This window comes from Bacillus cereus group sp. MYBK15-3 (assembly GCF_051916765.1).
Taxonomy (GTDB): Bacteria; Bacillota; Bacilli; order Bacillales; family Bacillaceae_G; genus Bacillus_A; species Bacillus_A cereus.
Genome location: NZ_JBQAHG010000002.1, coordinates 612,885 through 635,796 on the forward strand (window position 1 = coordinate 612,885; position 22,912 = coordinate 635,796).

Genomic DNA, 22,912 nt, shown 5'->3' on the forward strand with positions numbered 1-22,912 from the left:
GATTCATTTGCATATAAGAAGAAATTTCGTATTCTTTCACAAATTTTGTCGAATTTGGTAGACTAGAGAATGTGAAAAATAATTGGTTATATGAGGTGCAGGATGGGAAAAGAAAAATGGTGTTATATTAACTCTGGTCAATGTTCACCGGCATTTAATATGGCGTTAGATGAATGTTTATTAAATTGGCAAAGTGACAAGAAAATGCCACCAACAATTCGTTTTTATGAATGGGAAGTACCAACATTAACAGTTGGATATTTTCAACGTGTTGAAAAAGATATTAATATGGATGTAGTTAACGAAAAGAAATATGGATTCGTTCGTCGTCAAACAGGCGGCAGGGGTGTACTACATGACAAAGAGTTAACGTATAGTGTTATTGTGTCTGAAGATCATCCGAACATGCCGAAAACAGTTACAGAAGCGTATCGTGTTATTTCGCAAGGTTTATTAGATGGTTTTAAGGCATTAGGGTTAGAAGCCTATTATGCAGTTCCAAAAACAGAAGCAGATCGTGAAAATTTAAAAAATCCACGTTCAGGCGTATGTTTTGATGCACCATCTTGGTATGAAATTGTAGTGGAAGGACGAAAAATTGCTGGTAGTGCTCAAACACGTCAAAAAGGTGTTATTTTACAGCATGGATCGATTCCATTAGAAATTGATTTAGATGAACTATATGATCTATTTTTATTCCCAAATGAACGTGTGAAGGAACGTATGAAGAGTATGTTCTCTTCTAAAGCAGTAGCAATTAATGAATTAACAGACCGTACATTTACGATAGAGCAGTTAATTAAAGCGTTTGAAGTTGGCTTTGAAAAAGGATTAGATGTAGAACTTGTTCCATATGAATTAACAGAAGAACAGTTACATGAAGTTCAAACGTTAGCGAAAGAAAAGTATGAAAGTAATGAGTGGAATTATAAAAAATAAGAGATGGCGATAGCCACCTCTTATTTTTTTATAGTAAATTAAGTACTTTTTCTACTTTGATTCCTTTATCTTGTAAAGAACGAAGGCGACTTACAACGTCCATAATTTCTTTGTCAAATGTAACGCTAATACCTTGGCTTTGTAGTTCTTCTTTTAAGCTTTCAATAGAATCATCTATGTCGATGCCAAGCTCGTAATCTTGACAAACTTCAATTGTCTTTTTCACGAGTTTAACATAATTTTCTTGTAGTTTTGAATTTGTTTCAGTCAAAGCAGGCTGCTTCGGTTTTGCAGGAGCAACCGGTGCTGTCTCTTGCTTTGTAACTGGAGTAGGGACTGCTTTTTTCACAGGCGCTGGAGTAACTAGTTCTACAGCTGCTTCTACGCTTACTGGCTTCGGTGTCGGTACCGGAGTAGGCTTAGGTGCCATAGCAGGTGTTTCCACACGCGTAACAGGCTTAGGAGCAGGCGTAATTGCTTTTGGAGCTTCTACAACTACTTCTTTTTTCGGTGCTGCTTCTACCTGTGTTTCTTCTTGCTCGGCAGCTTCTTTATTTTCTTTACTCCACATAACGCGTTCAATTTCTAGAGAAACATGGTTTTTGTTCATCGCTGTTAATGTAACTTTACCAACTTCAGCGTTTCCAGTGAAATCAACAATTTTATAAATAACACTCTTGTTCCAATCCACGTTTCCGCTCAAAAATAATTCTTCGTTACATTTCGGCGTTAAGCCCTCGATTTTAATTTCTGCGTTTACACCGTTTTCACTATATACCATAATTAGCGAAGCATTTACATCTTCGTCTGCTAACATTAGTTCACGTACCATTTTGCCGGTGCGTACTTGCGTTTTCTTCTTAACTGACATCTAATTTCTCCTCTCAAAAATTCAGTAATAATAAAAAATCGTATAACGAAAAATAATTGCTCACGAAGATTTATGATACCGATAATAAAAGCATCACGTCAACAATTAACTTTAATTATTTTGCATTTTTCTTATTTTCTTTATGAAATTTTTCAATTTGTAAAATTAGACAGAAGAAAAAACAGCCTTTTGAAGGGCTGTTAAAAATTTGATTTTTTGTATAGTAGTTTATATAAAATAAAAAATAAGATTGCGATTAAGGCGTTTTGCCAAAAAGTTAGATGGTAAATGAAATAAGGTTGTTTTCTGAAATAAATATTTACGAATATAGCTGAACAAAATGGAGTAGCAAAAGCGAACCCGAATAGAATTCGTTTTTTCCAATTTATCTTTTTATTAAAAGAATAACGCTTTAATAAATATAAAATAAGCAGTATTCCTAGTACAATTAATGAAATAGACAAAGTAGTTCCAGGGATGCTAAAAGGTGGACTTATTATATCGGTATCTTTTTCAAACAGGAAAATGAAAAGAGAAGCAAGGGTATCCATTCCAAACTGTATAGCAAGGAGTAAACTAATAACAAAACCAATTAAAGAAGTTTTTTCTAATTTTGTTTGGGCGGGTAAAGCAGCTATAAGTTCATCGCAGTAAGATTGTAAATCATTTCCGAAAATGTCATAAGCATTTTTATTCTCAGCTTGTGCTTCGATAAGGTGGTCTAATATTTCTAACAAAAGTTCTTCCACTTGATGTTCGGGTACATTAGATAACCGAAGATATACTAACATATCACCATAAGCAATTTCGTTTTCGGAAGTTAGAAGCTCACGTTTTTTATTATTCAATTCAATCATGTCTTGTGCATTCATCCCTATCACTCCCCCTGTAATAAGTTATTTACCGTAGTAGAAACCATTCCCCAGCTTTTTTTAAATTCTTCAAGTTGTTCTAGCCCTTTATCGGTTACGTGATAATATTTTCTCTTTGGACCGAGTGAGGAAGCTTTTAATGTTCCTTCAATCAATTTTTCTTTTTGCATACGTAACAATAATGGATATATGCTTCCTTCGCTTACAAATGTAAATCCGTGTTTATTTAATTTTGTACTCAGTTCATATCCGTACACTTCTTCTTGTGAAATGATGTATAGGATGCAACCTTCTAGTACACCTTTTAACATTTGGCTGTGCATGATTTCACCACCTTTTATTCAGGTAACTTGCGTTGCAAGGTAGCTGGTATCCAAATTATAACATCCAGTAACTTGCAACGCAAGTTACTGGGGTGGAAAACTTTAATGTCCCCCATACTAACGAGAGGGCGAAAAGCATATGAGACCATTTATGCCAAAGCTCGTTTACTTTGAACGAAAGGCACTTGAATATCCACTTGGTTTTATAGTTGCGCCAATTTAAATGCATGAAGAATGGGAAGAAGGATACCGTAAACTATTTGAGCGACAAAGATATGACGATACCAAATTTAACGTTTGAATTGATTCAGCATTGTTTTCCGAAACCATCGGAAAATATGTATATAAAAAAGATGATGCAGCAGTATTAAAAGAAACGATAAGAGGTTATAGAAATGAGTTTTTTCTTAATGCAGAAATACAATATTTTACTTAAGGGGAGTCTGTATGCAAATACAGATTCTTTTTTGTTTTATATATTTAGGCTCGTTTTCAACTTGTCACGTTATTCTTTCTGGTGTATCATTTTATTGATTGCTTCGTACGGAATAAGCAAAATGAACTTGGATGGAGGAAACCGATGCCTACCCCTAGTATGGAAGATTATATTGAACAAATTTATTTGTTGATTGATGAAAAGGGTTACGCCCGCGTATCTGATATTGCTGAAGCGCTTAGTGTACATCCATCCTCTGTAACAAAAATGGTGCAAAAATTAGACAAAGATGAATATCTAATTTATGAAAAATATAGAGGGCTTGTATTAACAACAAAAGGTAAAAAAATCGGAGAACGTCTCGTATATCGTCATGACTTGCTAGAGCAATTTATGCGTATTATCGGTGTGGATGAAAGTAAAATTTACAATGATGTAGAAGGAATTGAACATCATTTAAGTTGGGAAGCAATTGATCGCATTGGTGATTTAGTGGAATACTTTGAACAAGATGCAGTCCGAGTGGAAACACTTCGTGGTGTTCAAAGAGCAAATGAAGAGAAAAGTAATTAAGGGGAACGTATGGCGTTTCCTTTTTTATTTCAATTCGAAAAGGATGGGAGAATTATGAAAGCAATTATTTTTGATTTTGATGGATTAATTGTGGACACAGAAACGATATGGTTTCACTCTTTCAGAGATGCTGTTCGTGAATACGGCGGGGAACTACCTTTAGAGGAATTTGCGAAATGTATTGGAACAACAGATGAGGTACTTTATACATATTTAAATGATCAATTAAAAGAGAAGTTTAACAAAAGTGCATTAAAAGAAAAAGTGGCAACTTTACATAAAGAGAAAATGAAAATACCAGAAGCTCGTGACGGGGTAAAAGAATATTTAGAAGAAGCGAAAGAAATGGGATTGAAAATCGCACTGGCTTCTAGTTCGTCTAGAGAATGGGTTATTCATTTTTTAGAAGAGCTACAGATTCGAGAATATTTTGAAGTAATTAAAACGAGAGAAGATGTTGAGAAGGTAAAACCAGATCCAGCTCTTTATCGAGTTGCAATAGAAGAATTAGGAATTAAGCCGTCTGAAGCTGTTGTATTTGAAGATTCATTAAATGGATTGAGAGCAGCAGTTGCAGCGGGATTAACGTGCGTTGTTGTACCTAATGATGTGACACGGAATTTACCATTTGAAAATCATCATCTTCGAATTGAAAGTATGAGAGAGAAAAGTTTAAAAGAAGTGCTTCAAAGTATAAAAAAAGACCGTATTTCCTAAAAGGAAGCACGGTCTTTCTTTTTGCTTTTTTTGCCTTCAATGACAGTTAAATGAGACTGTTTTCTTTTTCGTTTCAAAGTGGGAGAATTCCCTTTTTTGCTTTTGTCATTAGAAGTATTTGACTTAAAGAAAGAATTGCCTAGGGGTGCTACATTTTGTTTCCCATGTTTGCGGTTCGATTGTTTTGCCGCACGCTTATATGAGCTTTGTGAATTTGCAGAACCACTGGAATTTGTAAACATCTTGTATAGCAAGTAAAAGATACCAACAACAAGTAACATGTACCCGATATTTCTTAATACACCCATGGGATTTGTAATAACAGATGAAACAAGGCCGAATATTGCCAATCCGATAATAAGCACAAATATAGCGAAAGTAAACGAACGACCGTTCATAAGGGACACCTCCTAAAAACGTATATTAAAATTAGTATATTAACGATGAGGAAAGGAGTTGAACACCATTTTTAAATAATTATTGTTTGTTCTCTAAACGTAATAATTCTTCAAACGATGCAATTGCTACTTCCACTTGATCATCTGTTGGTTCTTTCGTTGTTAATAGTTGTAGCCATAATCCAGGATATCCAAGTACGCGTAATACGGGAATATCTCGTAATCGATTTGTAAATTGTAATACTTCAAAAGAAATACCAAGTACAACTGGAATTAATAAAATTCGGTTTATAACTCGTGCCCAAAGAGGATCTGTAGGGACTAGGAAATAAACGAACATTCCAATAATGACTGTAAATATAATAAAGCTACTGCCACATCTATAATGGAGACGAGTTTGCTTTTGAACGTTTTCTACAGTCAGAGGAAGGTTATTCTCGTAAGCATTGATTACCTTATGCTCTGCACCGTGATACTGAAATACCCGCTTAATAAGTGGGGTTAAAGAAATAAAGTATATATAGCTCAATAATAGCATGAGCTTAATGACACTTTCGACAATGATTTGCCCAGTATGAGACGGGAAAATCGGTCTTGTTAATTCAGCTAATAGTGCAGGAACTGCTGTGAAAATGACTTTACCGAATATAAAAGATAAAACGCCAACAGCTGCAACTCCTAATACCATCGTTAATTTTGATTGTTCTTCTTTTTTATTTGCAATTTGTTCATCATCTTCTGGGTGGACGTCAAATCGTTCTGAAGCGAAGTTTAAATGCTTTGCTCCATTCGCACTTGCATCCACAATAGCGGCAATCCCTCGTAAAAATGGAATTTTTTTTAGGGTAGATAGTACTTTATTACGAACGCGTGGTAATCGATAAAATTCAATCGATTTATCTTTACGACGAACCGCTGTAACAGTATATTCTCTACCGCCAAACATAACTCCTTCTATGACCGCTTGCCCGCCATATATTTGTTTTGACTCTTCTGCCATGTTAACACCAACCTGTATTTGTTTCTCTCTTATGTAGAAAAAGAGGCAATTGTCATACTGGGTTCTGTCGTTTTGAAATAAGACAATCACCGAGTTTCCTTTATTTTATCGGCAAATACAAGTAGATGACAAGGGAAAATGTTATGAGAGTCGGACATTTCTTATTCTTTTTATAGACAAATTTCGCAGGATTTAAACATGCTTCAAAATAGTTTCGGGCATACTATTGAGCGGAGGTGTCGATGTGAGTCAAGAACAATTAGGAACAAGGAATTTTGTGCAGATTGGTTTGTTTGGTGGAATCTTTTGGGGCGGGGTATGGTATTTCCTTCATATATTTTCATTCACGGAGGCGGGCCCGAATTATTTCCTTTTACCATTTGCGTTTGGAAGTTGGAAAGAGGGTGTATGGGGCAATGTGTTCGGAATAGTGTGTATGGGACTTCTTTCAATTTTGATTGCCTTTTTGTATAAAGCATTTTTTGCAAAGTTTGAAGGGATTATAGCGGGAATTATTTATGGGCTATTTTGGTGGGCACTACTGTTTTTGGGGATGGGTTTAATGGCTCCTGTTATTAAAAGTGCGCTCCATTTACCAAAAGAGACAATTGTGACGACAATATGTATTTTTATATTGTATGGTGTGTTTATAGCATATTCTGTTTCTTACGCAGTAAATAGCAATAAAGCAGAACAAGAAGGGTAAGAGAAGACGAACTATTCAAATAAGTAACTCCTATGTTAAAATATTGTATAGATATTTAATATTAAGGAGTTTTAAGAATATGAAAAAGTTACTCCTCGTAAACGGTCCTAACCTAAATCGCCTCGGTGTTCGTGAGGTAAATGTATATGGAAAGGGCACGCTAACGACACTTGAAGCAGATATGAAGCAAGAAGCAGAAACAATGGGAGTGGAGTTAGAATGTTTCCAATCGAATCATGAAGGTGCCATTATCGACATTATTCATGAAGCGGAAGATATATATGAAGGGATCATTTTAAATCCGGGAGCATTTACGCATTATAGCTATGCGATTCGTGATGCCATTGCGAGCATTTCGATTCCTGTTATTGAAGTACATATTTCTAACATTCATCAGCGTGAATCGTTCCGTCATGAATCTGTGACGGCAGCTGTTTGTGCAGGTCAAATTGTAGGATTTGGTTTTTATGGCTATAAGTTAGCGTTATTTGCATTAATGGAGAAATTGAGGGAGGCATAAAGTAATGGAGAAAATTGAAAGATTACGAAGTGCATTTGATGAGGCTGGTATTGACGGTATTTTGTTAACAAATGAACATAGTCGTAGATATATGGCTAACTTCACAGGAACAGCAGGCGTTGTTCTTATTTCAAAAGATCGTGCTCAATTTATTACAGATTTCCGTTACGTCGAGCAGGCAAGTAAACAAGCGGTTGGATATGAGGTTGTACAGCACGCAGGATTGATCATTGATGAAGTGGCAAAGCAAGTGAAAGAGCTTGGAATTCAAAAGCTTGGTTTTGAGCAAGATACTCTTACATATAGTTCTTATTCAGTGCATAAGGAAGCGATTGATGCTGAATTTATCCCGACTTCTGGACTTGTAGAAAAGTTACGCTTGATAAAGACTGATTCAGAGATTAAGATATTAAAGGAAGCTGCACAGATTGCAGATGCTGCCTTTGAGCATATTCTATCATTCATTCGCCCGGGAGTATCTGAAATTGAAGTGTCAAATGAACTTGAATTTTTCATGAGAAAACAAGGAGCAACATCTTCTTCGTTTGATATTATCGTTGCTTCAGGTCTTCGTTCGGCATTACCGCACGGCGTGGCATCTGAAAAAGTGATAGAAACAGGAGATTTCGTTACATTAGACTTCGGCGCTTATTACAAAGGATATTGCTCTGATATTACTCGTACGATTGCAGTCGGTGAACCATCTGATAAATTAAAAGAAATTTATAATATCGTTTTAGAAGCACAACTACGTGGTGTGAACGGTATTAAAGCTGGTTTAACAGGTCGCGAGGCTGATGCGCTAACGCGTGACTACATAACGGAAAAAGGATATGGTGAATACTTTGGACACTCTACTGGTCATGGAATAGGTCTTGAAATCCATGAAGCACCAGGTTTAGCGTTCCGTTCTCATACAGTACTTGAACCAGGTATGGCTGTAACAGTAGAACCAGGTATTTATATTCCAGGTATTGGCGGCGTACGTATTGAAGATGATATCATTGTGACAAGTGAAGGTAATGAAGTAATTACGAAATCACCAAAAGAACTTATTATTTTGTAATACACAGGAGGATTTTTTTACATGATTTCAGTAAACGATTTTCGTACAGGTTTAACAATTTCAGTGGACAATGCCCTTTGGCAAGTACTTGATTTCCAACACGTAAAGCCAGGTAAAGGTGCTGCATTCGTTCGTTCTAAACTACGTAATCTTCGCACAGGTTCTGTTCAAGAGAAAACATTCCGTGCAGGTGAGAAAGTAGAAAAAGCACACATCGAAAACCGTCGTATGCAATACTTATACGCAAGCGGTGAGGCTCACGTATTTATGGATAACGGAACTTATGAGCAAATCGAACTTGGTGAAAAACAAATCGAGCGCGAGCTTAAATTCCTAAAAGAAAACATGGAAGTAGCAATCATGACTTACCAAGGCGAAGTACTTGGTGTTGAACTTCCAAACACAGTTGAATTACAAGTTACAGAAACAGAGCCTGGTATTAAAGGTGATACTGCTTCTAACGTAACAAAACCAGCTACATTAGAAACTGGTCTTGTTGTACAAGTACCAATCTTCATTAACGAAGGCGAAATGCTTATCATCAACACTGGTGAAGGTAAATACGTTTCTCGTGCATAGTAGAAAGCACTCGTGATAATTCACGAGTGCTTTTTTTATAGGAAATAGGGTAGATAGTAAATAGCTGTTATTATAAAACTGACTAAAACAAGTGAAAGAGTACCCATAATAGATGGAGTCAAAACAATTTGAAATGGTTTTATTTCGCCAGTCTCAACGCCAGTTAATGTTTTACTTATTGCGTGATCTGTAATGTTATTTCTATGGTTACTCATAATAATTAACCACATAATTGCAAATATTGCTAAACTACCAAGGAAAAAGGTCTCTATAAATGACCAACCGACCAATAATGAAAAAAGATAAATAAGAGCTAATTCTACTACAACGGTTAAACTAACTTTCAATGCCTTCATATTTTTCCCCCTCATTCTGTAATTTCAACCAGTTTAAAAAATTTTCACGTGACACGACATGCAGAGAGCAAGGTGACTTTACTTCTTTCTCTAGTGCAGCGTGTTCGTCTGGAAACTTGTTTTCCACATGCAATGAAATATAAGGTAGTTTTTCTTGTGCTTTTAAAGAGCGGATATTATTCGTTTTAGCACCAGCAAATACGTAGGAAAGTTGTAAGTCTAAAAAGGCGATTTTAAAGATTTCTTTTTTAGCAGCCTCGTTATAGCCTTTTCCCCAGTACGGATAGCCGAGCCAACTACCAATGTGAGATTGCTTTTTCTCATTATTAATATGTTTAAGTGTGGTGAGGCCAATTATTTCATTTTCTTCATTCACAATCATTCTCGATAAGGATTTCTTTTGACGCTCTTCGTCTATTGCGAAAAGAAGAAATGTTTTCGTGTCTTCGATGTTTTCTACCGTTATCCCCAATGCATTTTTTATATGTGGATCACTTGATAGCTCGAAAATCACATTTGTATAGCATAAATCTAGTGGTAATAAAGTGACGTGCTGCATGGTTTAAACCTCTTTTAAACTAAATATACCATAATATACCATGAAATAATATGAATATTCAGATTGTAATTCGGAATTTAGAGAAAAATTATGTTTTTACTTCTGAAATAGACAACCTCTGCATATGGTTGTACAAATATATTCTTTTTTAGAATACGAAGTTAGTAACTGTTACGGGAGAAGGTGGAAGAATGAAACAGTGGCTAGCGGCAATGGAAACATCCGTGCTTGTTATGGGGGCACTTCGATTATTTTCAGGTAGTGCGGAGATATTTGCTGCTTTGCTAATGCTTTATGTGAATGATGCGAAGAAAGCGTTGTTTATAAATGGTATGTTGGCGTTTGTTGGACCTACCGTATTAATTTTAACAATGACAATTGGGATAGCGAGTGTAGCAAGTGAAATTTCTTTCTTGAAGCTCTTTTTTCTAGCGCTTGGAATTTGCTGTATTTTTATCGCATTACTGAAATAGTAAGTCGAGTATAGTGGGGAGAAGCCGATGAAAGAGGTATTAGAAGTTTTACCAAAAACGATGAAGTACTTAATTGAAGAATGTAAGCAATACGATGCTTTAGAGGAAATTCGTGTTCGAATTGGAAGGCCGCTAGAGTGTATTGCACACGGAAAGGTGTTTTTTTATGACTATATCACTACTGCAGAGGATGCTATTTACTTATTGAATAAGTTAAGTCAATTCTCAATTTATACGATGGAAGAGGAATTAAAACGTGGGTATGTGACGCTTCGCGGGGGGCATAGAATCGGGTTAGCAGGAAAAGTTATTACAGAAAAAAGCGCAGTGAAAATGATTCGTGATGTCTCTTCCTTTAATATTCGTATTGCTCGTCAAAAAATAGGGATTGCTGAACCGCTTTTGCCATATTTGTATGAAAAAAGGTGGTTAAACACGATGGTAATTGGCCCTCCCCAAACGGGTAAAACGACACTTTTAAGAGATGTAGCACGTTGCATGAGTCAAGGGGTAAGTGCTTCGGAAATTCCTTCCTGTAAAGTGGGGATCGTTGATGAACGGTCAGAAATTGCTGGTTGTGTGAAAGGGATCCCGCAATATGATTTTGGTACCCGAGTCGATGTGTTAGACGCATGTCCAAAGGCAGAAGGAATGATGATGATGATTCGTTCTATGAGTCCTGATATTTTGATCGTAGATGAAATTGGCCGTAAAGAAGATAGTGAAGCAATTATGGAGGCAGTGCATGCAGGTGTCCAGCTTTTTATAAGCGCACACGGATTTTCCTATGAGGATGTTGTGAGACGTCCATCGCTCAAGGCAGTGCTAGAGCTTGGTATATTTGATAGGTTTGTGGAGTTGTCAAAAGCGAGGGGTCCAGGAACGGTTATGCAGGTGAAAGATAAATATGGAAAACCAGTGTTATCAAATAGAAAGGCTGAGGGCGTATGGTGAAAATATTTGGTGCAGTGTTAATCGTTGCGGTCAGCACCTTTTTCGGGTTTTCGTATGCTAAAAGATACAGTGAGAGACCGAGGCAACTTAGGTTATTAAAATCAGCACTTCAATCATTAGAGGCAGAAATTATGTATGGACACACACCTTTATCTGAGGCTGCCGAGCGATTAGTTAAACAAATGCCAAAGCCATTAAATTGGATATTTCAAAGTTTCGCTAAAAAACTAGAAAGTGGAGAACAAACAGTAAGGGAAGCTTGGATAGATAGTTTGAAAGAGAATTGGAAGTTGACGGCTTTTCAACAAACCGAGTATGAAATACTGCAGCAATTTGGTGAAACGCTCGGGCAACATGATCGTGAATCACAACAAAAACATATTCGCTTATGTATTACACATTTGGAGAGAGAAGAAGAGGAAGCGAAAGCTTTACAACTGCAATACGAAAAAATGATTAAGAGCTTAGGGGTACTAGCAGGGCTACTTATTGTAATTTTACTGCTATAGGGGGGAGAAAGGCGATGTCCATTGATGTTGGATTAATATTTCAAATCGCCGGAATCGGCATTGTTTTAGCTTTCATTCATACTGTACTAAAAGAATTGAAGCGTGAGGATATTGCAAATTGGGTTATCCTTGTCGGTTTTGTCGTCATTTTATTTCATGTTGCATTTTTAATTAATACGCTATTCGACAAGATTAAAAGTGTCTTTCTCTTCCAGTAAAGGAGGCGGTTCGAATCGAAATTATACAAATTGTCGGATTAGGCCTCGTTGCTACGTTTTTAGCTGCTGTTTTGAACCAGCATAAATCTAGTATTACATCTTTATTTATTGTGTTCGTAGGTAGCGTGATGTTTCTTATTTTAATCGATCAAATTCATTCTATTTTACAAATGATTGAGAGAGTAGCGAGTGAAGCGAAAGTTAGCAACGTCTACGTGGAAACGTTACTAAAAATTATTGGAATTGCTTATATTGCCGAGTTTGGAGCTCAAATTACAAAAGATGCTGGTCAAGGTGCCATCGCTTCGAAAATTGAACTTGCTGGGAAAATCTTAATTCTCGTTATGGCAATTCCTATTTTGACGGTTGTAATTGAAACTATTCTCGGATTTTTACCGACGGGATAAGGGGGAGTGAATGTTGAGGAGGTTTGGAGCTAAGCTGCTATTTGCTTGCTTCCTTTTCTTTTCTTTACCGGTTGTTGTACAAGCTTCTCCTGTAGAAACAAACGTCGTTGATCAACAATTGGATAAGCTCGGAATTGAAGATGTGAAGCAATTTTGGGACGGGCTTGTTACAAAATATGGTGGCTATTTGCCAGAGAGTCAAAAAGGGAGTTTTATGGAGTTTGTAAAGGGAGAAAAAGAATTCTCTCTAAAAGAGTGGATGATAGGGTTATTAAAATATTTATTTCATGAGCTTGCAGCTAATGGAAAACTGCTTGGAACACTCATTATGCTCACAATCTTTAGTGCATTGTTGCAATCACTGCAATCCGCTTTTTCAAAAAGTAGTGTAAGTAAAATTGCTGATGCTGTTGTATATATGGTACTTATTATTTTTGCTTTAAATAGTTTTTATGTCGTTATGACATATGCAAGAGAAACGATACAAACAATGGTAGATTTCATATTAGCGCTATTGCCAATTTTATTGGCGCTTATAGCGACTGGTGGCGGGGTTGTATCTGTATCTTTCTTTCATCCGATTATCATTTTCTTAATGAATACAAGCGGGCTTCTTATGAATTATATCGTTCTACCGCTTTTATTACTGGCAACGATATTAAGTATTGTAAGTACAATGAGTGATCAATATAAAGTTACAAAATTGTCCAAGCTTCTGCAAAACGTTAGCGTTGGGATTATCGGTATCTTCTTAACGATTTTTTTAGGGGTATTATCTGTACAAGGAACAGCGACAGCCGTTGCTGATGGCATAGCTGTGAAAACTGCTAAATTTGTAACAGGAAACTTCATTCCAGTAGTTGGAAGGATGTTTACGGAAGCGGCAGATACTGTTATTAGCGCATCAGGATTATTGAAAAACACAGTCGGAATTATTGGGCTCGTCATTTTATGCTTAATTGTTGCTTTTCCTGCGATTCAAATTTTCTGTATTGCATTTATTTATAAATTCGCAGCAGCAGTATTACAACCGGTTGGCGGCGGAGCAATTATTCAATGTTTAGACATTATTGGAAGAAGCATCATTTACGTATTTGCTTGCTTAGCTATCGTATCATTTATGTTCTTTTTAAGTATTACAATTATTATTGCTGCGGGGAATATTACACTTATGATGCGGTAGGAGGTGAAGAGTATGCAATTTGTTACAGAGTGGATCAGAAATATTATCGTTTTTTTGCTCTTAGCGACAATGCTTCATCTTATTCTTCCAAATTCGAATTTGCAAAAATACGTTAAATTTGTTGTAAGTCTTTTGTTAGTCGTATTAATTTTAACCCCCCTTTTTAAACTATTGCAGACAGATGTAAATGAAGTAATTGCAAATTTTAATGAAGAAAAGTACGTAGCAGAAGGATCTGTAAAAAATTCAATAGATTCGAAGAAAAAAGAAATACAAGCTCTAACACGTGCATATAGTTTAGAAGAGATGGCTACCAAAATGAAAAAAGAAGTAGGAAAAGAGTTTGAGAAAAAGTATGGTATGGCTGTCTCTGAAATACAAATAGTCGCAGCAGAAAATATAGAAGAAGTAAAGTCAGCGAAAGATATTCAATCTGTTGTTGTGACGTTGAAAGAAAAAGAACGTAGTAAAAATGATGCAATCGAAACAGTAAAGCCAATTGAAATTAACACGAAAGAGCCTCCAAAAAAAGTGGAAGAAACGAATGGAGAAATGAAAGATTTCTTTTCAAGCAGGTGGCAACTAGAGGGTAAACAAATCCAAGTTCAAATGGAAGGGAGGACAGGTAGAGTAAATGGACAATAAAGATAAAAATTCGAAGTTCTCATTTTTTCGAAACTTATTGAATGGGGATCAAAAAGAAAGCAACGAGAAGGGTAAAAAGGTAACACCTAAGTTTTTACTTGTCCTACTCATACTTGGAATTTTGCTTATGTTTTCTAGTAGTCTCTTTTCAAGTAAAAAAGAAGAAGTACCTGTATTTAAAGAACAAAAAACTCAAAACCAAGAAAAAGACGTACCAACTTTCGGACAAAAAAGTAATGATAGTATGTCAAATGTAGAAAAATATGAAAAAGCGTATGAACAAGAATTAAAAACTGCTTTAGAAGAAATAGCAGGAGTAAAAGACGTAACGATTAAAGTGAATTTAGATTCATCTGAAGAAAAAATTTTAGAAAAAAATACAGTGAAACGCTCACAAACAACAGGTGAAACAGATAAAACAGGCGGTAAGAGAGAAGTAGAGGACGAGTCTCTTGATGAAAAGACTGTCATTATACGTGAAGGGGATAAAGAAACTCCTGTTGTTTTACGAACAGAGAAGCCGAAAGTACGTGGTGTTCTTGTCGTAGCAAAGGGAGTGGATAATATACAAGTTAAAGCAATGGTAAAAGAAGCTGTGATAAGGCTGCTAGATGTACCGGCCCATCGCGTTTCAGTTTCACCGAAAAATTGATAGGGAGGAAATAAAGTGTTAAAAAAACAAACAGTTTGGTTATTAACGATGTTAAGTTTAGTTGTTGTACTATCTGTGTATTACGTGACAACTCCTGACAAAATGAATACAGCATCGCCAGCAACAGGTGAAAAGATTGGACAAGAAAAACAAGGTACTGATAAAGCAGTAACAAACGAAGCGCCTAAAGAAACTCCGAAAAAAGAAAATACAAGCAAAGAAACAACAAATAAAGAAACAGACAAAAAAGAAAATGCAAAAAAAGAAACAAGTAAAAAAGAGGGCAATGTATCAGTTCAATCAAGTGATGAGAATTTCACAGCTTTACGTATGCAAATGGAAGATCAGCGTAGTGAACAAAAAGCGAAATTACAAGAAGTGATGAGTTCAACAAAAGCTTCAGCAACAGAAAAGAATAAAGCGAAAGAAAATTTTGATGCCATTACGACAATGGAAACGAAGCAAGAATTACTTGAGACAGTAATTAAATCTCAAGGAGGATATCCAGATGCTCTTGTAAGAGCTGATGGTACTGATATTAGAGTAACGGTTAAAGCGGCAAAACATTCACAGAAAGAAGCAAATAAAATTATTCAACTTGTAAGAAGTGAAGGCGGATCAAAAGATGTAGGTGTGAAATTTGATCCACCAGCGAAATAAGTGAAACCTTAATCCGTAGGGATTTCCCTACGGATTATTATCTTTTACTAAGCAAAGGGTATGCAAATAGTAAAATAGAGTATGTAAGTAAACGTGTGTATAGAAAAAAGCTATCATTTTCGATAGCTTTTTTCTATTTCGTCTTTGTAATTATTTTTACTATGTTCAACTCGGAATGGAGAAACACGTTGTGAGTAAAAGATTAATGGTTCATGGTACTGATGATTACTTTTTCCGGATTTGACGTGGATGCAAAGAACGCATGCCCAAACGATTACGGCAGGTAAAAAGAGAATGAGCCATATCATATTTCCACACCTCGACACAATATATTTTCTACACTTTGAACATACTATTCTTATATGAAGGAATGATGAATGGCGTGTAAACAAAAAAATAATATTTGGTAAAAATATGTTGTTGACTATAGATGTGGTGAAGAGTGGAGAGGGGATGGCATGTTTGCTGTGTAACGTTTTGAAAAAGTAGTGAATGTTTTTTAAGAAGTGGTCTTGCCAATTTCGTGTGAAACTTGGTATTATTACTAGGTATTAAATTTTTATTGGAATAATATTTTTACAGGAGTTTCGATTTATTATAAAGAAATATAAATTGGAATGTTTAAAAAATTTATCGTAAGATGGAAATAGTAAATATTTCTATTAGTTAATGAAATATATTTTCTAATAGAATACATCGTATTTTTACAGTCAATCTAGTTTTCGTGACGAGAATCTGTAAAAACGGGACAAACAAGAGTATGGGAGTGGATTTTACATGTTTAAAATTCAAGAAGTTCGCGAATTAATTAAATTAATTGATAGCTCTAATATTGATGAATTTGAATACAAAAAAGACGGTACAACAATCAAAATGAAAAAGCGTGGTAATGAAGTTGTTGCTGTGCAAGCACCTGCAGCAAAACAAGCTATGCAACCAGTAGCGCCTGTTGAAGTTGAAACGAAAGTAGCAGCAGCACAAGCAGAAGCGCCAAAACAAGAAGAGAAGAAGGTTGTTCAAAATGAAAACCTACATAAAATCACATCACCGATGGTAGGTACATTCTATTCTTCTTCTTCGCCTGATACACCTCCATATGTAAGTGTTGGGGATAGAGTATCGAAAGATTCTATCGTATGTATTGTCGAGGCTATGAAGTTATTTAACGAAATTGATGCTGATGTAGAGGGCGAAATTGTTGAAATTCTTGTTAATAACGGACAGCTTGTTGAGTATGGACAACCGCTATTTCTTGTAAAAGCGTAATAAGGGAGTCTTTGTGATGATAAAAAAAGTATTAATAGCCAATCGTGGGGAAATTGCTGTACGAATTATTCGTGCTTGTAAAGAAATGGATATTGAAACAGTTGCAATTTATTCAGAAGCAGATAAAGAGTCACTTCACGTACAGATTGCAGACGAGGCGTATTGTGTAGGACCAACGATTTCGAAAGAAAGCTATTTAAATTTGACAAACATTATTAGCGTTGCGAAGTTAACAGGCTGCGATGCTATTCATCCGGGATACGGATTTTTAGCAGAGAATGCAGATTTCGCAGAGTTATGCCGTGAATGTAACTTGATTTTTATCGGTCCAAGTCCAGAAGCTATTTCAAAGATGGGCACAAAAGACGTTGCTCGTGATACAATGAAAGAAGCAGGGGTTCCGATTGTACCAGGTTCACAAGGGATTATTAAAAATACCGAAGAAGCGATCGAGCTTGCTGATCAAATTGGATATCCAGTTATTATTAAAGCGACTGCAGGTGGCGGTGGAAAAGGTATTCGTGTTGCACGCCATGAAGAAGAGCTTATAAAAGGAATTCAAATTACACAGCAAGAAGCTAGTACCGCTTTTGGGAACCCTGGTGTATACTTAGAAAAGTACGTTGAAGATTTCCGCCATGTTGAGATTCAAATAATGGCAGATACACACGGAAATGCCATTCATTTAGGAGAGCGTGATTGTACAATTCAGCGCCGTTTGCAAAAACTATTAGAAGAAAGTCCATCACCTGCACTTGATGAAGATATTCGCAAGCAGATGGGTGAAGCGGCAGTTAAAGCGGCGGTAGCGGTTGATTATACAGGTGCTGGTACGGTTGAGTTTATTTATGAATATAAAACGAAAACCTTTTATTTCATGGAGATGAATACGAGAATTCAGGTTGAGCATCCGGTTACTGAAATGGTAACGGGAATGGACTTAATTAAAGAGCAAATTCTTGTTGCTTCAGGAGAAAAGTTATCGTTACAGCAAGAAGAAGTACAATTTAATGGTTGGGCAATTGAATGTCGAATTAATGCGGAAAACCCTGCCAAAAAATTTATGCCATCTCCAGGTAAAGTAGAAATGTACTTACCACCAGGAGGATTTGGTATTCGCGTCGATTCAGCTGTATATCCGGGATATTCAATCCCACCTTTCTATGATTCGATGGTTGCTAAATTAATTGTTCACGGAAAAACACGTGAAGAGGCAATTGCAAAAATGAAGCGCGCACTTAGTGAATTTGTCATTGAAGGCGTACATACAACAATCCCGTTCCATTTGCAATTGCTAGATCATCCTGATTTTGTAAAAGGTGAGTTTAATACGAAATTTTTGGAAGAGCATGAACTTGTGACGCAGTGATACATTAAAGGAGGTTTTTTTCATGGCTGAACATATGTTAGATATGGGTCAAGATACAACTCTTGGTAAAGTAGAAATTGCACCAGAAGTAATTGAAGTAATTGCAGGTATTGCAGCTGCTGAAGTAGAAGGTGTAGCGGCAATGCGCGGTAATTTTGCTACAGATGTTGTTGAGAAGTTAGGTAAGAAAAATCATGGTAAAGGTGTAAAGGTTGAATTAGCAAACGAAGATATTATCGTTGACCTTTATGTTGTAATGTATTTTGGTGTAGCAATTCCAGTTGTTGCACAAAAGATTCAAGACAATATTCGCCAAGCACTCTTTACAATGACAGGACTTGAGCCAAAAGAAGTGAATGTTCACATCGTTGGCGTAACATTCGAAACACAAAAAACAGAAATCGAACCAGTGTAAGAATGAAAAGGTGCCTAGTAACATAGGCATCTTTTTTATCGTTTCATTTCTTCACAAATTACAACCCTCTAATTATTATACTATTTCAAAAAATAAGAAATAAACAAGAAAATGTGTCGTTTTTCCAAAAAACGTACATTGTGATAAGATATGGAACTTGAAGTTAATCTTTTTATTATTTTTCAGCCTTGTAACCCGTGTGTGAAACGATAAATTGTGTTATTATCATTGTATTATAAGGTTGGAAAATCAATGAAAACTGTAAGAGTAAGTGAATTGACGGCTTATAAATTATAATAATATAACAAAGTATAAGGAAAGACTTGAAGCATAAAGGAGAGTTACAATGAAACGTAGGACGGCTAGAGAAAGAGCAATGCAAGCATTATACCAAATGGATATTACAGGTGAATTAGAACCGAAAGTAGCAGTGGAAAACACGCTGGATGAAGGCGAAGAAACAAATGAGTTTCTAGAGTCACTTGTAGTAGGTTTTGTAGAAAATAAAGAAGCAATCGATGAAGCGATTCGTCAAAACTTAAAAAAGTGGAAGCTTGAGCGTATTAGTATTGTTGATCGCAGTATTTTACGTGTAGCTGTGTATGAAATGAAGTACATGGAAGAAATTCCACACAACGTAACAATTAACGAAGCAATTGAAATTGCAAAAACATTTGGGGATGAGGAATCTCGTCGTTTTATTAACGGCGTTTTATCTAATATAAAAGATACACTGTAAATTCTTTAAGGGGGAATCTTAAAATGGTAGCAGTAATCATCAAAGGAAATGAAGTTGCGGAGAAAAAACGAGCACAATTAACAGAAGAAGTTGTGAAGTTGAAAGAGCAAGGTATTGTACCAGGATTAGCAGTTATTTTAGTTGGAGAAGATCCAGCATCTCGTTCTTATGTGAAAGGAAAAGAAAAAGGCTGTGAACAAGTAGGGATTTACTCAGAGCTAATTGAACTTCCTGAAACAATTACTGAGGAACGTTTGCTTGCTGAAATCGATCGCTTAAATGGAGATGACCGTATTAATGGCATATTAGTGCAATTACCTTTACCAAAACATATTGAAGAAAAAGCTATCATTGAAAGAATTTCACCAGAAAAGGATGTAGACGGATTTCACCCAATCAGCGTGGGACGTATGATGACGGGACAAGATACATTCCTTCCATGTACACCGCATGGTATTGTAGAATTAGTAAAAGAAACAAATCTTGATATTTCTGGAAAACATGTAGTAGTAATTGGAAGAAGTAATATTGTCGGTAAACCAGTGGGACAATTGTTTTTAAATGAAAATGCCACTGTAACATATTGTCATTCTAAGACGCAAAATATGAAAGAGTTATCGAAGTTAGCTGATATTTTAATCGTAGCTGTTGGACGACCTAAAATGATAACAGCGGATTATATTAAAGAAGGAGCGGTTGTAATTGACGTTGGTGTTAACCGTTTAGAAACAGGAAAACTTTGTGGTGATGTTGACTTTGACAATGTGTTAGATGTTGCGGGTTACATTACACCTGTGCCAAAGGGTGTTGGTCCAATGACAATCACAATGCTTCTTCATAATACTGTTGAATCTGCCAAACGTGCAGGTGTCGTTTGTAAATAATTTGAGTCGGCTATGAGGAGAGAGAAATGGAGAAGCAATATTTAACCGTTACAGCGTTAACACGCTATATAAAAACAAAAATAGAATATGATCCGCATTTGCAGTCTGTTTGGTTAAAAGGTGAAATTTCCAACTTTAAAAATCATAGCCGTGGCCACATGTATTTTACATTGAAAGATGAAAATGCAAGAATCGCAGCGGTTATGTTTGCGGGCCATAATCGTAATATTAAATTCAAACCTGAAAATGGGATGAAGGTACTCGTGAAAGGGAAAATCTCTGTTTACGAGGCGAGTGGTTCTTATCAAATTTATATTCAAGACATGCAGCCTGACGGAGTCGGGAATTTACATTTAGCGTACGAACAGTTAAAAGTTCGTTTAGAAGAAGAAGGACTTTTTTCTCAAGTTTATAAAAAAGCGATTCCTCCTTACGCTAAAACAATAGGTGTGATTACGTCGCCAACAGGAGCAGCGATTCGTGATATTATAACAACGATTAAACGTCGTTATCCAATTGGGAATGTTATTGTATTTCCGGTACTTGTACAAGGGGAGTCAGCGGCTCCCTCGATTGTACAAGCGATTCGTACAGCGAATGAAATGGGAGAGATAGATGTACTAATCGTTGGTCGTGGTGGAGGTTCTATTGAGGAATTATGGGCTTTCAATGAGGAAATGGTTGCAAGAGCAATCTTTAAGAGTGAAATTCCTATTATTTCGGCAGTAGGCCATGAAACGGATTTTACAATCGCAGATTTTGTTGCAGATTTACGCGCGCCAACACCGACTGCAGCAGCTGAGCTGGCAGCACCTAACATTATAGAGTTACAAGAAAAGGTATTACAAAGAACTCTGAGATTGCAAAGAGCAATGAGAGAGTTAGTACATAAAAAAGAAGAAAAACTACAAGTGTTGCAAAAATCGTATGCGTTCCGTTATCCAAGACAAGTATATGAGCAAAAGGAAGAGCAATTAGATAGAGCGCTAGAACAGCTTGTTTTAGCGAAAGAGCGCTATATTGATAAAAAGGTGAATCAGTTAAAGCAACTTTCATTTTATTTAGAGAAGCACCACCCATCTCAAAAAATTATGCAAACGAAGGTAGCTGTTGAAACGTTGCAAAAGCAATTACAACGTGAAATGCAAACGTTACTTCAAACGAAAGAATTTGCCTTTGTAAGAGCTGCTCAAAAACTTGAAGCGTTAAGTCCGCTTAAAGTAATGATGAGAGGGTACGGGCTTGTATATGATGAAGAGAAGCAAGTGTTAAAAAGTGTGAAAGATGTAAGCCTTGGAGATGCTGTTTCAGTTCAATTACAAGATGGAATACTAGATTGTAGCGTATCAGGCATAGAGGAGCGTGAATTGAATAATGGAAAATAAATTAAGCTTTGAAGAGGCAATTTCGCAACTTGAGCATCTTGTTTCTAAGCTAGAACAAGGTGACGTACCTTTAGAAGAAGCGATTTCTTATTTTAAAGAAGGTATGGAATTATCTAAGCTTTGTGATGAGAAGCTGAAGAATGTACAAGAACAAATGGCAGTTATTCTTGGGGAAGATGGAGAGCTTGAACCGTTTACTGCTTTAGGAGATGAAGCATAGTGACGATTGCTTTTGATACTTTTTTGAAAGAAAGTAAAACTTTCGTAGAAGAAAAACTTGTAAGCTATGCAAATGAATTACAATGTCCAAATGTACTTCGTGAAGCGATGGCATATTCTTTGGAAGCGGGTGGAAAACGTCTCCGCCCGTTACTTTTGTTTGCAACATTACAAGCGTTTGGGAAAGAAAGAAATCTTGGAGTAGGTGCAGCTTGTGCTCTTGAAATGATTCATACATATTCATTAGTTCATGATGATTTACCTTGTATGGATGATGATGATTTAAGAAGAGGAAAGCCCACAAATCACAAAGTATTTGGTGAAGCGATGGCAGTTTTAGCAGGAGATGGCTTATTGACGTATGCTTTTCAAGTTATTATGGCATATGAGCAAAAAGAAATTTCTGCCGAAAAAAAAGTAAGACTTGTACTTGAACTTGCAAAAGCAGCAGGACCAGAAGGAATGGTTGGCGGACAAGTGGCAGATATGGAAGCTGAAGGGAAACGCCTTACGATTGATGAATTGGAGTACATCCATAAACATAAGACCGGAAAACTGCTTGAATTTGCTGTACTTGCGGGTGCGATACTTTCTGATGCGACAGAAGAGCAAGAAGAAAAGTTGCTTACGTTTGCCAAATATATCGGTCTAGCTTTCCAAATTCGAGATGATATTTTAGATGTCGAAGGAACTGAAGAAGAGATTGGAAAACCGATTGGTAGCGATCTTTCTAATGAAAAGAGCACATATACAACGTTGTTTACTGTAGATAGAGCAAAAGATATTTTAGAAGAAACAATTGCAGAAGCAAAAGGTGCGATTAGTTCCTTGCAATTACAAGATGAATATTTACTATCTATTTGTGATTTGATTGCAAAACGTAATAACTAATATAACAGCGTTTTCATTTGTTGAGTCATTCATCATTTTATGATATAAATGTAGGAAAAGGTTTTTCTTTTCTTGTTATTGGCAAAAATATATGTAGATTACATTGCCGTTATCACTTCGTGTTAGCG

32 protein-coding genes and 1 pseudogene are annotated in these 22,912 nt (G+C 36.2%); 25 read left to right on the forward strand and 8 right to left on the reverse strand.

What is annotated here, in order from left to right; genetic code table 11:
• The first annotated feature begins 102 nt into the window (after positions 1–102).
• Positions 103–939, forward strand: coding sequence for a lipoate--protein ligase family protein (locus ACTFR8_RS11640; protein WP_000514067.1), 837 nt, complete (start codon positions 103–105; stop codon positions 937–939).
• Positions 940–967: 28 nt separating this feature from the next.
• Here the strand turns inward: ACTFR8_RS11640 and ACTFR8_RS11645 are convergent, their stop codons facing one another.
• The 3 genes from ACTFR8_RS11645 to ACTFR8_RS11655 all read right to left on the reverse strand — a co-directional run bounded on the left by ACTFR8_RS11645 (position 968) and on the right by ACTFR8_RS11655 (position 3,005).
• Entirely contained in the window at positions 968–1,810 is an 843-nt protein-coding gene (locus tag ACTFR8_RS11645; protein WP_440027377.1) for a hypothetical protein, read from the reverse strand.
• Positions 1,811–2,010: 200 nt separating this feature from the next.
• Positions 2,011–2,682, reverse strand: a complete 672-nt coding sequence (locus ACTFR8_RS11650; RefSeq protein WP_000993589.1) for a DUF1129 family protein — start codon at positions 2,680–2,682, stop codon at positions 2,011–2,013.
• A gap of 5 nt (positions 2,683–2,687) precedes the next feature.
• Positions 2,688–3,005, reverse strand: coding sequence for a PadR family transcriptional regulator (locus tag ACTFR8_RS11655; protein WP_000556081.1), 318 nt, complete (start codon positions 3,003–3,005; stop codon positions 2,688–2,690).
• Between the two features lie 190 nt (positions 3,006–3,195).
• Between ACTFR8_RS11655 and ACTFR8_RS11660 the strand changes: the two are divergent.
• From ACTFR8_RS11660 to ACTFR8_RS11670, 3 genes and pseudogenes are all read left to right on the forward strand, one after another.
• Positions 3,196–3,441: pseudogene (locus tag ACTFR8_RS11660) on the forward strand (spore photoproduct lyase family protein); the annotation flags it as partial.
• A 144-nt stretch (positions 3,442–3,585) separates the two neighbouring features.
• Positions 3,586–4,014 carry a transcriptional regulator MntR gene (gene mntR, locus ACTFR8_RS11665; protein ID WP_001143083.1) on the forward strand — a complete coding sequence of 143 codons (429 nt, stop codon included), beginning with the start codon at positions 3,586–3,588 and terminating at the stop codon, positions 4,012–4,014.
• A gap of 54 nt (positions 4,015–4,068) precedes the next feature.
• Positions 4,069–4,731, forward strand: a complete 663-nt coding sequence (locus ACTFR8_RS11670; RefSeq protein WP_033689636.1) for an HAD family hydrolase — start codon at positions 4,069–4,071, stop codon at positions 4,729–4,731.
• Here ACTFR8_RS11670 and ACTFR8_RS11675 read toward each other — a convergent pair.
• Positions 4,728–5,129, reverse strand: coding sequence for an SA1362 family protein (locus ACTFR8_RS11675; protein ID WP_001014461.1), 402 nt, complete (start codon positions 5,127–5,129; stop codon positions 4,728–4,730). The genes ACTFR8_RS11670 and ACTFR8_RS11675 overlap by 4 nt on opposite strands.
• 79 nt (positions 5,130–5,208) lie before the next feature.
• Entirely contained in the window at positions 5,209–6,129 is a 921-nt protein-coding gene (locus ACTFR8_RS11680) for a DUF1385 domain-containing protein (protein ID WP_000807121.1), read from the reverse strand.
• Between the two features lie 244 nt (positions 6,130–6,373).
• Between ACTFR8_RS11680 and ACTFR8_RS11685 the strand changes: the two genes are divergently transcribed.
• The 4 genes from ACTFR8_RS11685 (at position 6,374) to efp (ending at position 9,000) form a co-directional block, all read left to right on the forward strand.
• The gene (locus ACTFR8_RS11685; protein ID WP_000076893.1) at positions 6,374–6,835 is read left to right on the forward strand and encodes a YqhR family membrane protein; all 462 of its coding nucleotides are present in this window, start codon (positions 6,374–6,376) and stop codon (positions 6,833–6,835) included.
• A 79-nt stretch (positions 6,836–6,914) separates the two neighbouring features.
• Positions 6,915–7,355: a type II 3-dehydroquinate dehydratase gene (aroQ, locus tag ACTFR8_RS11690; protein ID WP_000735147.1), complete on the forward strand. Its 441-nt coding sequence runs from the start codon at positions 6,915–6,917 to the stop codon at positions 7,353–7,355.
• 4 nt (positions 7,356–7,359) lie between these two features.
• Complete coding sequence (gene pepQ / locus ACTFR8_RS11695) at positions 7,360–8,421, forward strand: Xaa-Pro dipeptidase (RefSeq protein ID WP_000411041.1); 1,062 nt, start codon at positions 7,360–7,362, stop codon at positions 8,419–8,421.
• A gap of 21 nt (positions 8,422–8,442) precedes the next feature.
• Positions 8,443–9,000: an elongation factor P gene (gene efp, locus ACTFR8_RS11700; protein ID WP_000626516.1), complete on the forward strand. Its 558-nt coding sequence runs from the start codon at positions 8,443–8,445 to the stop codon at positions 8,998–9,000.
• 35 nt (positions 9,001–9,035) lie between these two features.
• Here efp and ACTFR8_RS11705 read toward each other — a convergent pair whose 3' ends face one another.
• Complete coding sequence (locus ACTFR8_RS11705; RefSeq protein WP_000645695.1) at positions 9,036–9,356, reverse strand: hypothetical protein; 321 nt, start codon at positions 9,354–9,356, stop codon at positions 9,036–9,038.
• On the reverse strand, positions 9,337–9,915 hold the full coding sequence (locus tag ACTFR8_RS11710; RefSeq protein ID WP_001164984.1) for a GNAT family N-acetyltransferase: 579 nt from the start codon (positions 9,913–9,915) through the stop codon (positions 9,337–9,339). The genes ACTFR8_RS11705 and ACTFR8_RS11710 overlap by 20 nt, the downstream gene beginning before the upstream one ends.
• A gap of 191 nt (positions 9,916–10,106) precedes the next feature.
• On the opposite strand from ACTFR8_RS11710, the gene ACTFR8_RS11715 reads away from it, so the two are divergent.
• Genes ACTFR8_RS11715 through ACTFR8_RS11755 form a run of 9 tightly spaced genes read left to right on the forward strand, consistent with a single transcriptional unit; the run spans position 10,107 to position 15,616 of the window.
• Positions 10,107–10,388, forward strand: coding sequence for a YqhV family protein (locus tag ACTFR8_RS11715; RefSeq protein ID WP_000816050.1), 282 nt, complete (start codon positions 10,107–10,109; stop codon positions 10,386–10,388).
• A 27-nt stretch (positions 10,389–10,415) separates the two neighbouring features.
• A complete protein-coding gene (gene spoIIIAA, locus ACTFR8_RS11720) occupies positions 10,416–11,342 on the forward strand; it encodes a stage III sporulation protein AA (protein WP_000665905.1) in 927 nt (308 codons plus the stop codon).
• Positions 11,336–11,851 (forward strand): stage III sporulation protein SpoIIIAB, encoded by a 516-nt coding sequence (gene spoIIIAB, locus ACTFR8_RS11725; RefSeq protein ID WP_000238702.1) that lies wholly within the window; start codon positions 11,336–11,338, stop codon positions 11,849–11,851. Before spoIIIAA ends, spoIIIAB begins: the two co-directional genes overlap by 7 nt.
• Positions 11,852–11,865: 14 nt before the next feature.
• Complete coding sequence (gene spoIIIAC / locus ACTFR8_RS11730) at positions 11,866–12,069, forward strand: stage III sporulation protein AC (protein WP_000020914.1); 204 nt, start codon at positions 11,866–11,868, stop codon at positions 12,067–12,069.
• Positions 12,070–12,092: 23 nt separating this feature from the next.
• The gene (gene spoIIIAD, locus ACTFR8_RS11735) at positions 12,093–12,476 is read left to right on the forward strand and encodes a stage III sporulation protein AD (protein WP_077393170.1); all 384 of its coding nucleotides are present in this window, start codon (positions 12,093–12,095) and stop codon (positions 12,474–12,476) included.
• Positions 12,477–12,486: 10 nt separating this feature from the next.
• The gene (gene spoIIIAE, locus ACTFR8_RS11740; RefSeq protein ID WP_000946110.1) at positions 12,487–13,659 is read left to right on the forward strand and encodes a stage III sporulation protein AE; all 1,173 of its coding nucleotides are present in this window, start codon (positions 12,487–12,489) and stop codon (positions 13,657–13,659) included.
• A 12-nt stretch (positions 13,660–13,671) separates the two neighbouring features.
• Positions 13,672–14,304, forward strand: a complete 633-nt coding sequence (spoIIIAF, locus tag ACTFR8_RS11745; RefSeq protein WP_001161032.1) for a stage III sporulation protein AF — start codon at positions 13,672–13,674, stop codon at positions 14,302–14,304.
• The gene (gene spoIIIAG, locus ACTFR8_RS11750; protein ID WP_000368890.1) at positions 14,294–14,956 is read left to right on the forward strand and encodes a stage III sporulation protein AG; all 663 of its coding nucleotides are present in this window, start codon (positions 14,294–14,296) and stop codon (positions 14,954–14,956) included. Before spoIIIAF ends, spoIIIAG begins: the two co-directional genes overlap by 11 nt.
• Positions 14,957–14,971: 15 nt before the next feature.
• A complete protein-coding gene (locus ACTFR8_RS11755) occupies positions 14,972–15,616 on the forward strand; it encodes a SpoIIIAH-like family protein (protein WP_000914710.1) in 645 nt (214 codons plus the stop codon).
• 113 nt (positions 15,617–15,729) lie between these two features.
• Here the strand turns inward: ACTFR8_RS11755 and ACTFR8_RS11760 are convergent, their stop codons facing one another.
• Entirely contained in the window at positions 15,730–15,924 is a 195-nt protein-coding gene (locus ACTFR8_RS11760; RefSeq protein WP_002000935.1) for a hypothetical protein, read from the reverse strand.
• Positions 15,925–16,393: 469 nt separating this feature from the next.
• Here ACTFR8_RS11760 and accB point away from each other — a divergent pair, with 469 nt between their 5' ends.
• From accB to ispA, 8 genes are all read left to right on the forward strand, one after another.
• Positions 16,394–16,882, forward strand: coding sequence for an acetyl-CoA carboxylase biotin carboxyl carrier protein (gene accB / locus ACTFR8_RS11765; protein ID WP_000472861.1), 489 nt, complete (start codon positions 16,394–16,396; stop codon positions 16,880–16,882).
• 16 nt (positions 16,883–16,898) lie between these two features.
• Positions 16,899–18,251 (forward strand): acetyl-CoA carboxylase biotin carboxylase subunit, encoded by a 1,353-nt coding sequence (accC, locus tag ACTFR8_RS11770; RefSeq protein WP_061138960.1) that lies wholly within the window; start codon positions 16,899–16,901, stop codon positions 18,249–18,251.
• 22 nt (positions 18,252–18,273) lie between these two features.
• Positions 18,274–18,666: an Asp23/Gls24 family envelope stress response protein gene (locus ACTFR8_RS11775; protein WP_000807630.1), complete on the forward strand. Its 393-nt coding sequence runs from the start codon at positions 18,274–18,276 to the stop codon at positions 18,664–18,666.
• A 346-nt stretch (positions 18,667–19,012) separates the two neighbouring features.
• Positions 19,013–19,405 carry a N utilization substance protein NusB gene (gene nusB, locus ACTFR8_RS11780; protein ID WP_000830247.1) on the forward strand — a complete coding sequence of 131 codons (393 nt, stop codon included), beginning with the start codon at positions 19,013–19,015 and terminating at the stop codon, positions 19,403–19,405.
• Positions 19,406–19,428: 23 nt separating this feature from the next.
• Positions 19,429–20,289, forward strand: a complete 861-nt coding sequence (gene folD, locus ACTFR8_RS11785) for a bifunctional methylenetetrahydrofolate dehydrogenase/methenyltetrahydrofolate cyclohydrolase FolD (RefSeq protein WP_000226732.1) — start codon at positions 19,429–19,431, stop codon at positions 20,287–20,289.
• A 26-nt stretch (positions 20,290–20,315) separates the two neighbouring features.
• A complete protein-coding gene (xseA, locus tag ACTFR8_RS11790) occupies positions 20,316–21,674 on the forward strand; it encodes an exodeoxyribonuclease VII large subunit (protein WP_000415249.1) in 1,359 nt (452 codons plus the stop codon).
• On the forward strand, positions 21,664–21,894 hold the full coding sequence (xseB, locus tag ACTFR8_RS11795; protein WP_000428423.1) for an exodeoxyribonuclease VII small subunit: 231 nt from the start codon (positions 21,664–21,666) through the stop codon (positions 21,892–21,894). The genes xseA and xseB overlap by 11 nt, the downstream gene beginning before the upstream one ends.
• The gene (gene ispA / locus ACTFR8_RS11800) at positions 21,894–22,784 is read left to right on the forward strand and encodes a (2E,6E)-farnesyl diphosphate synthase (protein WP_000150374.1); all 891 of its coding nucleotides are present in this window, start codon (positions 21,894–21,896) and stop codon (positions 22,782–22,784) included. Before xseB ends, ispA begins: the two co-directional genes overlap by 1 nt.
• Positions 22,785–22,912: the final 128 nt, after the last annotated feature.

What these genes read in the sequence shown, in the direction of transcription:
- ACTFR8_RS11640 (WP_000514067.1), top strand. Translation starts at nt 103, where the DNA reads ATGGGAAAAGAAAAATGGTGTTATATTAACTCTGGTCAATGTTCACCG.
- ACTFR8_RS11645 (WP_440027377.1), bottom strand. Translation starts at nt 1,810, where the DNA reads ATGTCAGTTAAGAAGAAAACGCAAGTACGCACCGGCAAAATGGTACGT.
- ACTFR8_RS11650 (WP_000993589.1), bottom strand. Translation starts at nt 2,682, where the DNA reads ATGAATGCACAAGACATGATTGAATTGAATAATAAAAAACGTGAGCTT.
- ACTFR8_RS11655 (WP_000556081.1), bottom strand. Translation starts at nt 3,005, where the DNA reads ATGCACAGCCAAATGTTAAAAGGTGTACTAGAAGGTTGCATCCTATAC.
- mntR (WP_001143083.1), top strand. Translation starts at nt 3,586, where the DNA reads ATGCCTACCCCTAGTATGGAAGATTATATTGAACAAATTTATTTGTTG.
- ACTFR8_RS11670 (WP_033689636.1), top strand. Translation starts at nt 4,069, where the DNA reads ATGAAAGCAATTATTTTTGATTTTGATGGATTAATTGTGGACACAGAA.
- ACTFR8_RS11675 (WP_001014461.1), bottom strand. Translation starts at nt 5,129, where the DNA reads ATGAACGGTCGTTCGTTTACTTTCGCTATATTTGTGCTTATTATCGGA.
- ACTFR8_RS11680 (WP_000807121.1), bottom strand. Translation starts at nt 6,129, where the DNA reads ATGGCAGAAGAGTCAAAACAAATATATGGCGGGCAAGCGGTCATAGAA.
- aroQ (WP_000735147.1), top strand. Translation starts at nt 6,915, where the DNA reads ATGAAAAAGTTACTCCTCGTAAACGGTCCTAACCTAAATCGCCTCGGT.
- pepQ (WP_000411041.1), top strand. Translation starts at nt 7,360, where the DNA reads ATGGAGAAAATTGAAAGATTACGAAGTGCATTTGATGAGGCTGGTATT.
- efp (WP_000626516.1), top strand. Translation starts at nt 8,443, where the DNA reads ATGATTTCAGTAAACGATTTTCGTACAGGTTTAACAATTTCAGTGGAC.
- ACTFR8_RS11705 (WP_000645695.1), bottom strand. Translation starts at nt 9,356, where the DNA reads ATGAAGGCATTGAAAGTTAGTTTAACCGTTGTAGTAGAATTAGCTCTT.
- ACTFR8_RS11710 (WP_001164984.1), bottom strand. Translation starts at nt 9,915, where the DNA reads ATGCAGCACGTCACTTTATTACCACTAGATTTATGCTATACAAATGTG.
- ACTFR8_RS11715 (WP_000816050.1), top strand. Translation starts at nt 10,107, where the DNA reads ATGAAACAGTGGCTAGCGGCAATGGAAACATCCGTGCTTGTTATGGGG.
- spoIIIAA (WP_000665905.1), top strand. Translation starts at nt 10,416, where the DNA reads ATGAAAGAGGTATTAGAAGTTTTACCAAAAACGATGAAGTACTTAATT.
- spoIIIAB (WP_000238702.1), top strand. Translation starts at nt 11,336, where the DNA reads ATGGTGAAAATATTTGGTGCAGTGTTAATCGTTGCGGTCAGCACCTTT.
- spoIIIAC (WP_000020914.1), top strand. Translation starts at nt 11,866, where the DNA reads ATGTCCATTGATGTTGGATTAATATTTCAAATCGCCGGAATCGGCATT.
- spoIIIAE (WP_000946110.1), top strand. Translation starts at nt 12,487, where the DNA reads ATGTTGAGGAGGTTTGGAGCTAAGCTGCTATTTGCTTGCTTCCTTTTC.
- spoIIIAF (WP_001161032.1), top strand. Translation starts at nt 13,672, where the DNA reads ATGCAATTTGTTACAGAGTGGATCAGAAATATTATCGTTTTTTTGCTC.
- spoIIIAG (WP_000368890.1), top strand. Translation starts at nt 14,294, where the DNA reads ATGGACAATAAAGATAAAAATTCGAAGTTCTCATTTTTTCGAAACTTA.
- ACTFR8_RS11760 (WP_002000935.1), bottom strand. Translation starts at nt 15,924, where the DNA reads ATGATATGGCTCATTCTCTTTTTACCTGCCGTAATCGTTTGGGCATGC.
- accB (WP_000472861.1), top strand. Translation starts at nt 16,394, where the DNA reads ATGTTTAAAATTCAAGAAGTTCGCGAATTAATTAAATTAATTGATAGC.
- accC (WP_061138960.1), top strand. Translation starts at nt 16,899, where the DNA reads ATGATAAAAAAAGTATTAATAGCCAATCGTGGGGAAATTGCTGTACGA.
- ACTFR8_RS11775 (WP_000807630.1), top strand. Translation starts at nt 18,274, where the DNA reads ATGGCTGAACATATGTTAGATATGGGTCAAGATACAACTCTTGGTAAA.
- nusB (WP_000830247.1), top strand. Translation starts at nt 19,013, where the DNA reads ATGAAACGTAGGACGGCTAGAGAAAGAGCAATGCAAGCATTATACCAA.
- folD (WP_000226732.1), top strand. Translation starts at nt 19,429, where the DNA reads ATGGTAGCAGTAATCATCAAAGGAAATGAAGTTGCGGAGAAAAAACGA.
- xseA (WP_000415249.1), top strand. Translation starts at nt 20,316, where the DNA reads ATGGAGAAGCAATATTTAACCGTTACAGCGTTAACACGCTATATAAAA.
- xseB (WP_000428423.1), top strand. Translation starts at nt 21,664, where the DNA reads ATGGAAAATAAATTAAGCTTTGAAGAGGCAATTTCGCAACTTGAGCAT.